The organism is Bifidobacterium catulorum, from assembly GCF_003129925.1.
Classification (GTDB): Bacteria; Actinomycetota; Actinomycetes; order Actinomycetales; family Bifidobacteriaceae; genus Galliscardovia; species Galliscardovia catulorum.
Genome location: NZ_QFFN01000054.1, coordinates 1 through 9093, shown reverse-complemented (window position 1 = coordinate 9093; position 9093 = coordinate 1). Strand labels below are relative to the sequence as shown.

Genomic DNA, 9093 nt, shown 5'->3' with positions numbered 1-9093 from the left:
ATCAAGACCACCATCAAGATCGGCTACGGCTACCGCAACCTCGACAACCTCATCAGCCTCGTCATGCTCAAATGCGGCGGACTCGACCTACAACTCCCCGGACGCCAATAACCAGCAGGCCGGACCAGTGATCCACACCCACACAAACACCCGAAGAGCCGAAAGGATAGTCATGGATATCGAAAAAACACTGAAATCCAAGAGGTTGATGGTCGGCGTCCTATCGATGTCGTTCCTGCTTTCGGCCAGTAACGCGATCAGTGGCACTATTCCCGCCATGGAGGAGGCGTTCTCCAACGTCTCGAAGGCGAACGTCGAGCTGCTGACCACGATCCCGACCGCAGGCGTCATGGTGGGCACCGTGCTCACCGGCGTCTTCTCGAACTACCTCGGCAAGAAGAAGTCCGTGCTCTCCGGCCTGCTCATCGCCTGCATCGCCGGCATCCTGCCCACCTTCTTCCCCGAATACTGGCCCATCCTCATCTCGCGCTTCATGTTCGGCGTCGGCATGGGCGTCTTCAACCCGTTGAGCGTCTCCTACATCACCGACCTGTACGAAGGCGACCGCCAGCGCAGCCTGCTGGGCTACCGTCAGGCCGCCAGCAACCTCGGTGACACCGTCATGCTCTTCATAGCCGGCCTGCTCATCACCATCAGCTGGAACGCCACGTACCTGGTCTTCCTCGTGCTGCTCGTCCCCGTCGTGCTCATCACGCTGTTCGTGCCGAAGGAATTCGACAACTTCAACATCAAGAGCAGCTCCGTCGACGAGGAGGGCCACATCCACGCGGCCGAGACCTCGGCCCGCCCGTCCACCAACTGGAAGGTCATCTTCCTGGCCGTCGTCTTCATGCTGATCTCGATGTTCTACAACGTCATCGCCCTGAAGTTCGCCAGCTACGTCGTCACCAACGGCATCGGCACCGCCGCGACCGCCACCTGGATCTTCAGCTTCCTCGTGCTCGCCGCCATCTTCTCCGGCATCCTGTTCGAGAAGATCTCGAAGATCACCAAGCGCCTCACCGTCTTCATCTTCGAGATCGTGATCGGCGTGTGCTACGTCGCCGTCGCCTTCGTGCACAACGTGCCCGTGCTCATGGCCCTCGTGCTGCTCGGCGGCTTCGCCTGGGGCATCATCAACCCGGCCCTGACCTCCCGACTGGTCGATGTCTCGCCGGCCAACTCGATGAACCTCAGCACGTCGATCATCGTCATCACCATCAACATCGGCTTCCTCATCTCGCCGTACTTCTTCGCGATGTTCGCGCACCTGTTCGGCAACGACTCCCCGGCGCTCGCCATCATCATCGGCGGCGTTCTCTACCTGGTGGTCGCGGCCATCGACCTCATCACGGTCAAGGCGGACAAGCAGCTGACCATCTGATCATCCCACGGACCGGCCGGAACACGGCCGGTCCGATTGCTAATACCCGTCCATACGATAATCGTTCGATATTCGTCAACAGACAAAGGAGTTACCGATGACGACCAACGACCATCCCCACGACCGCCAGGTCCATCTGGACTTCCACACCAGCCCGTACATCGACGACGTGGCCGCGGACTTCGACGCCGAGGCGTTCGCCGACCGGCTGGAGAAGGCGCACATCAACTCGATCACCTGCTTCGCGCGCGACCACCACGGCTACCTGTTCTACCCGTCCAAGCGCCATCCGGAACTGCTGCATCCGCATCTCAGGAACCATAATCTGCTCATCGAACAGATCGACGCCTGCCACAGGCGCGGCATCCGCGTGCCGATCTACACCACCGTCGAATGGGACGAATACAGCGCCCTCAACCATCCCGAATGGCTCGCGCTCGACCCCGACGGCAATCCGATCAGCGGGCAGCCGATGGTGCCCAAGCCGAACTTCTACGATTCGCTGTGCCTGAACAGCAACTATCGCGCATACCTGCTCGACCACATCAACGACATCATCGACACCCTCGGCCCCGACCGCATCGACGGCCTGTTCCTCGACATCTTCTTCCTCGTGCCGTGCGACTGCCCGCGCTGCCAGGTGCAGATGAAGCGCCACGGATTCGACCACACCGACGTCCGCCAGCGCGAGGCCTACTGCGCCGTGCTGCTCGACGAGTTCAAGCGCGAGTGCCGCGACCTGCTCGCACGCCGCGTGCCCGGCGCCACCATCTTCTTCAACGGCTCGCACATCGGCCCGTCGAACAAGGCCTCGCTCGACACCTACTCCCATCTGGAGATCGAAAGCCTGCCCGGCGGCACATGGGGCTACGACAACTTCCCCATCGTGATGAAATACGTGCGCAACCTGGGCAAGCACGTCATCGGCATGACCGGCAAGTTCCACACCTACTGGGGTGATTTCCACTCGCTGAAGAACATCAACGCCCTCGAATACGAGTGCTTCCAGATGCTCACCATGGGCGCCGGATGCTCCATCGGAGACCAGCTGCACCCCAGCGGCAAGCTCTCCGACGCCGCCTACGACCTGATCGGCAAGGTGTACGGCCAGGTCGAGGCGCTGGAACCGGTGACGCAGGGCACCGAAGACATGGTCGACATCGCCGTGATGACCCCGGAACGCGAATGGAACATGGAATCCCATCTTTCCGAATCGCTGATCGGCGCCAACCGCATGCTCACCGAACTCGGATGCCAGTTCGACATCATCGATCCCGACATGGACTTCGGCCGCTACCGCCTCATCGTCCTTCCCGACGAGATCGTCGCCACCGAGGAGCTCTCCGCCAAACTGGACGCCTACGTCAAGGCCGGCGGCAAGGTCATCGGCACCTACATGTCGATGGACAACGGCGGGGACGCCGTCAACGAGCTCTACGGCACGTCCATGCTGGGCGAATCCTACTGGGACCGCGACTTCATCATGCCGAACGACGTCATCGGCAAGGCCTTCCCCAAGGAGGAGCTGGTGATGTACGAGCGCGGCGCCCGCGTGGAACCGGTCGACGCCGAGGTGCTGCTCGACTCCGTGCAGCCGTACTTCAACCGCGAGGGCAAGACCTTCTGCTCGCACCAGCATGCGCCGTCCACCGGCGTGACGGGCTTCCCGGCCGCCGTGCGCCACGGCGACGTCGTGTACTTCTCGCATCCGCTGTTCCGCATCTACCGCGACTACGCGCCGCTGTGGGTCAAGGACATCTTCGCCGACGCGCTCGATCTGCTGCTGCCGGACCGTCTCGTCGAGAAGACCGGCGAGGGGCAGGTAAGCTCGCTGGAACTGCAGCTACGCAAGTCCGCCGACCGCAATTCGCTGCTGCTGCACTGCCTGTACTACCCGTGCAAGAAGCAGGCCGTCAACCTCTACACCATCGACGAGAAGGTGCCGCTGTACGATCAGCAGGTACGGGTGAAGGTCGGCGACGCCGAGGTGAAGTCGGTCACCGCCGTGCGCTCCGGCGAGATCATCGACCCGTCCCGGTACGAGGTGTCCGACGGCTACCTCACGCTGTCCATCCCGAAGATCGACGGCTATGAGGTCGTCGAGATTGCGCTCAAGTAGACGATCGGACAGCCAGATCAAGCAGACAGACAGGGGAGCAATGACAATGCGATACGACGCCGGCCTCGACCGTCCCGATTCCGCCCGACCCGTGCTGGAGATCGCCGTGCAGGACGTCCGCGGCGCGCGTATCGCCGAACAGGCCGGGGCCGACCGCATCGAACTGTGCTCGGCCCTCGGCCCCACCGGCGGCCTCACCCCCAGCTGTGGCATGATCCGGCTGTGCGCCGAGGCCGCCCCCCGTCTGGGCGTGCATGTGCTCGTCCGACCGCGCGGCGGCGACTTCGTCTACGATGACGACGACAAGGCCGCGCAGTTGGCGGATATCCGCCCGGCGTTGGAGGCCGGGGCATCCGGCGTGGTTGTCGGAGGACTGGCCCCCGACGGTTCCATCGACACGGAATTCGCCAAACGACTCATGGAAACCGTGAGGGAGGAATCGGCGAATCTGGGAATCGCCGATGCCGATGTGACGTTCCATAGGGCGTTCGACGTCGTCGATGACCGTCGTGAGTCCTTGGAGTCGCTGATTTCCCTGGGATTCACCAGAATCCTGACGTCCGGCGGGGCTTCCAACGCCCCCGCCGGCGTTCCGGCGCTTGCGGAACTGGTCGAACAGGCGGCCGGGCGCATCCAGATCATGGCCGGCGGGGGCCTCAAACCCGCCGATTTCGCCCATGTGGCCGCGTCAGGTGTGGACGCCCTGCATCTTTCGGCGAAGACCATGGTGCGTTCCGCTGGCGGGCCCGGCGGCGGAGGCGATGCCATGATCGAGCGCACCGACGAACGCATCGTCGCCGCCGCGGTCGACGCGGTGCGTGGTCTTCGCAATGCTCCGCGGTCCGCTTGACGGCCGCGAGTCACCCGTTCCGTGGCGCGGCCACGCTGCCACGCACCACCAGTTGCGTCGGCAGCGTGATATGACGATCCGTGTCCCGGCCTGCGCGAATATCCATGATCATGCGTATCGCCGCCTCGGCGATGGCGTCGAATGGCTGCTCGACGGTGGTCAGCGGCGGATTGAGATACGCGGAGGGGTATACGTCGTCGAATCCGACCACGGAAAGATCTTCCGGCACCGACAGTCCGCGCTCGCCGGCCGCCTTGTACACGTTGACCGCCGTCAGGTCGTTGCATGAGAATATCGCCGTCGGCGGGTTCGTCATGTCCAGCAGGGAACATGCCGCCCGGTATCCGCCCTCCGACCGGTAGTCGCTTTCCCGGGTGATGGCGGGATCGTAGTCGATTCCCGCCTGCCGCAGTGCCGCGAGATAGCCGCTGAACCGGGCTATCGCCGACTGCGTCCGCTTGAGTCCGCTGATCGCCCCGATGCGGGTGTGTCCCTGTTCGATGAGGTGCTGCGTGGCCCGGAATCCGCCGGTCCAGTTGTCGACCGATATGGTGTTGACGTCGGGTTCCGGCACGTCGACCGGGTCGACGAGGACCCAGGGGATGTCGCGGGAATCCAGCAGGCCGCGGTCCTCGTCCGACAGCTTCGACAGCTGCTGGATGATGACGCCCGAGGGATTGCGGCTGATGATCTGCCTCAGGCAGTCGTTCAACGGCTCGCCGGGATTGTTCTGGTTCACCGTGATGCCGAGCTGGAACCTTTTGCCCCAGACGGATGCGTGGCGGATGAGTTCGATGGTGCCGTTGTTTTCGATGTATTCGGCGATGATCTCTATGGTTCGGGAGACCTTGGTGCTGACCAGCGGCTTGGTGTAGCCGAGCCGGGTGAGGGCGTTCTCCACTTGCGTTCTGGTTTTGGGGGATATGCCGCTGCGCCCGTTGATGACCTTGGAGACCGTCGAGGTCGAGACGCCGGCGAGCTGTGCTATTTCGCTGATCCTGGGTTTGCGATTGCTGTACGTCGTCATGGGCGCTCCTTCGTCTCGTCCTTTTCATGGTACCGGCGTCGCCCCGCACGCAGGGAAAAACGGACGTTGACGAGATAAAAAAATTCCAAGAATTGTTTACGATTTTCCAACCGCGGTGTTATTCTGAAGTCAACGTTCTTTACATAAAGAATCGAGACGATGGCGACGGGGCATCGATGATTCGATGTTGTTGGCACCCGCCGCCGTCGATGCCCCGTCACCGGTGAGGCCGACGTCGAAGACAACGTCGGCAGGACGCGATGGGACCCGGTTCTTGTCCCGGTGGCCCGCCACCATGCAGTATTCAGACAAATCCTCGTCATACCGTTCGATCGACGGCGACCGGACGGCCCCTATGGTCCGTGGACGACGCAGTCCGCGCGGCCATGTTCCCAGAAAAGAGGTCAACGATGGCGTTAGATGTTGCCAAGGCGTTGAAATCCAGGACCCTCGTGGTCGGCGTGCTGTCGATGTCGCTGCTGATGTCCGCCAGCAACGCGATCAGCGGTACCATACCCGCGATGAAGGAGGCGTTCTCCGACTATTCCACGGCCAACGTCGAGCTGCTGACGACCGTGCCGACCATCGGCACCATGGTCGGCACGGCGTTGACGGGAATCTTCGCCAATGTGATCGGCCGTAAGAAGATCGCGATGGCGGGATTCCTCATCTCGGCCATCGCCGGCGTGATCCCGGCGTTCTTCCCGTATTACTGGCCGATCCTCATATCGCGCATGTTCTTCGGATTCGGTTCGGCGCTGTTCGTCACGCTCAGCGTCTCCTACATCACCGACCTGTACGACGGCGACATGCAACGGAAGCTGCTGGGATGGCGGCAGGCGGTCGGCAATCTCGGCGACGCGGTGCTGCTGTTCATCGCCAGCCTGCTCATCACCATCAGCTGGCAGTCCACGTATCTCATCTTCTTCCTGCTGCTCATTCCGATGGTGCTCGTCGGCATGTTCATCCCCAAGGAGTTCGACAACTTCAGCATCCGCAGCGCCGTCGTGGACGACGAAGGCCACATGGTGGACAAGTCCGCCTCGCAGAAGCAGACGACGAACTGGCAGGTGCTGTGGCTGGCGTTCATCTTCCTCGTGGTCTCCATGATCTACAACGTCATGGCCATCAAACTGGCCAGCTACGTGGTCGACGAGGGCATCGGCTCGGCGTCCCTCGCCACACTGATCTTCAGCTTCCTCATCGTCGCCACCATCCTCTCCGGCGTGGTCTTCGACAAGATCGCCAACGTGACCAAGCGCATGACGGTGACCATCTCCGAAGTGATCATCGGCGTCTGCTTCATCGCCACGGCGTTGACGAAGAACGTGCCTTTGATGTTCGCGCTGGTGCTCGTCGCCGGCTTCGCATGGGGCATCATCAACCCCGCGCTGACCGCGCGCTTCGTGGACTACTCGCCGGCGCATTCGATGAACCTCACCACATCCATCGTGATCATCGGCATCAACATCGGCTATCTGATCTCGCCGTACTTCTTCGCGCTGACGGCCCGCATCTTCGGCAACGATTCCGCCGGCTTCGCGATCATCGTCGGCGGCGCGCTGTACTTCGTGATGGTGGTCATCGAGCTGGTCACGCTCAAACTGGACAAGAAGCTCACGGTGTGATTCCGATATCCACGGCGTCATATATCCATAGCGTCATATATCCACGACGACACAACAGACAGGCAGACAAACAAAGGAGTTACGACATGGTCCTGTTCATGGTGAATCCGCAGCGTCCCAAGATGTACGAGAAGTTCGTGCACGACACGCCCGAATGGTTCAAAGGCGCCGGCCTCGGCATCTTCGCCCATTGGGGTTCGTATTCGGTGCCGGCGTGGGCCCAGCCCATCGGCGCGCTGGGCACGTTCGACGACCCGCTGTATTGGAACACGCACAACCCATATGCGGAATGGTATTGGAACACGATGAGCATCGAGGGCTCGCCCGCGGCAGAGCATCAGAGGGAGGTCTACGGCGATATGCCGTATGAGGACTTCATCGACATGTGGAAGGCCGAGGCGTTCGACCCCGACGACATGGCCGACCTGTTCGCGCGCGCCGGCGCCAGATACTTCGTGCCGACGACGAAGCACCACGAGGGCATCACCCTGTGGAAGGCGCCGGACAACGAGGGCTGGAACACCGTGGACCGCGGTCCCCACCGCGATCTGGTCGGGGCGTTCGCGGACGCGATGCGCGCCAAGGGGCTGAAGTTCGGCGTGTACTATTCCTCGGGCCTCGATTGGCACAAGGAGCCGAACATGCCGATTCTCGGCGATGCCGCCGACTACGTGCCGCAGAGCGAATCGTATGCGCGGTACATGTACTCCCACGTGATGGACCTCATCGACAAGTACCGGCCGTCCATCCTGTGGGGCGACATCGACGTGCCGAAGATCTCCGAGGAGGACAACGACTTCAGCGTCGCCCGCCTGTTCGAGCACTACTATGACGTGGTGCCGGACGGCGTGGTCAACGACCGTTGGGGCCTGACCCATTGGGACTTCCGCACCGTGGAATACGAGCAGGGCAAGGAGCTCATGGGCAAGGGCATGTGGGAGATGACCCGCGGCATCGGATACTCCTTCGGCTACAACCAGATGGAGGACGCGGACTCCTACATGACCGGTGCCGAGGCGGTGAAGCTGCTGGTCGATGCCGTCTCCCTGGGCGGCAACCTGCTGCTCGACATCGGCCCGGATGCCGCGGGCCGTATTCCGGAGCTGCAGCGCAAGTGCCTTGAGGGAATGGCCGACTGGATGGCGACGAATTCGCCGAGCGTGCATGACGTCGATCCGGTGGCGGGTGCGAGGCCTTCCGGCGAGGGTGCCGACGGCTCCGACGATTCGCAGCCGTGGATCCGCTGGACGGGCGACGACCGGAGCGTCTACGCCCTTATCGACGCCTCCGGCCGCATGACGCTGCCGATCGACCCGTCTGTGGTGGATGCCGGTTCGGCGGCTACGCTTGGCGGCGCACCGGTCGCGGTCGACGTCGATGGCGATGCGCTGGTCGCCGAGGTGCCGGCCTCCGACGTCGCGGGCCCGCAGGTCGTGCGCTTCGCCCGTCACTGACGGATTGAGCTGAAGGTGCCGTATTCGATGTGCAGCTGAGTCGTCGGATACGGCACCTTGGCATATGCATACGCATAAGGCAGAAAATTTCTATATTAAAATTGAAACTTTCTGAATATTGCAGTATTCTTTACAATGAACAACGCTATTGATGTGTGGCAAAGGAGCCTGTGATGAGTAGATTCACCAATATTAAGGTGTTTGATTTTCGTTTTCCGACGTCGTCGACGTTGTCGGGTTCGGATGCGATGAATCCGGATCCGGATTATTCGTCGGCGTATGTGGAGGTGCGTACGGATGCGGATGACGGTATCAAGGGTGTGGGTTTCGTGTTCACGATCGGCCGGGGCAACGACGTGGTGTGCAAGGCGATCGAGTCGATGGGTGATCGTCTGGTCGGCATGGAGGTCGAGCCGCTGCTGGACGACATGAAGCGGGCGTGGGATCTGTTCGTGCATGATTCCCAGCTGCGTTGGCTTGGTCCGGAGAAGGGTGTGGAGCATATGGCCATCGGGGCCGTATTGTCCGCCTTGTGGGACATCAAGGCCAAGCGCGCGGGAAAGCCGTTGTGGCGTCTGCTGGCGGAGATGGAGCCGGAGGAGCTGGTCTCGACGTTGGACTTCCGATACAT

At 62.0% G+C, this 9093-nt stretch carries 6 protein-coding genes and 1 pseudogene; 6 read left to right on the top strand and 1 reads right to left on the bottom strand.

All coding sequences use genetic code 11. The annotated features are described in order from the left end of the window. Positions 1-172: 172 nt before the first annotated feature. The 3 genes from DF200_RS10165 to DF200_RS10155 all read left to right on the top strand — a co-directional run bounded on the left by DF200_RS10165 (position 173) and on the right by DF200_RS10155 (position 4353). Positions 173-1384: an MFS transporter gene (locus DF200_RS10165; protein WP_109138158.1), complete on the top strand. Its 1212-nt coding sequence runs from the start codon at positions 173-175 to the stop codon at positions 1382-1384. A 97-nt stretch (positions 1385-1481) separates the two neighbouring features. After that, positions 1482-3503: a beta-galactosidase trimerization domain-containing protein gene (locus DF200_RS10160; protein ID WP_109138157.1), complete on the top strand. Its 2022-nt coding sequence runs from the start codon at positions 1482-1484 to the stop codon at positions 3501-3503. 40 nt (positions 3504-3543) lie between these two features. Then, complete coding sequence (locus DF200_RS10155) at positions 3544-4353, top strand: copper homeostasis protein CutC (RefSeq protein ID WP_241520232.1); 810 nt, start codon at positions 3544-3546, stop codon at positions 4351-4353. A gap of 10 nt (positions 4354-4363) precedes the next feature. Here the strand turns inward: DF200_RS10155 and DF200_RS10150 are convergent, their stop codons facing one another. Next, positions 4364-5380: a LacI family DNA-binding transcriptional regulator gene (locus DF200_RS10150; protein ID WP_109138155.1), complete on the bottom strand. Its 1017-nt coding sequence runs from the start codon at positions 5378-5380 to the stop codon at positions 4364-4366. 410 nt (positions 5381-5790) lie between these two features. On the opposite strand from DF200_RS10150, the gene DF200_RS10145 reads away from it, so the two are divergent. The 3 genes and pseudogenes from DF200_RS10145 to DF200_RS10135 form a co-directional block, all read left to right on the top strand. After that, a complete protein-coding gene (locus tag DF200_RS10145) occupies positions 5791-7008 on the top strand; it encodes an MFS transporter (protein ID WP_109138154.1) in 1218 nt (405 codons plus the stop codon). Between the two features lie 86 nt (positions 7009-7094). Next, a complete protein-coding gene (locus tag DF200_RS10140; RefSeq protein ID WP_109138153.1) occupies positions 7095-8462 on the top strand; it encodes an alpha-L-fucosidase in 1368 nt (455 codons plus the stop codon). Between the two features lie 248 nt (positions 8463-8710). Beyond that, positions 8711-9093: pseudogene (locus DF200_RS10135) on the top strand (fuconate dehydratase); the annotation flags it as partial.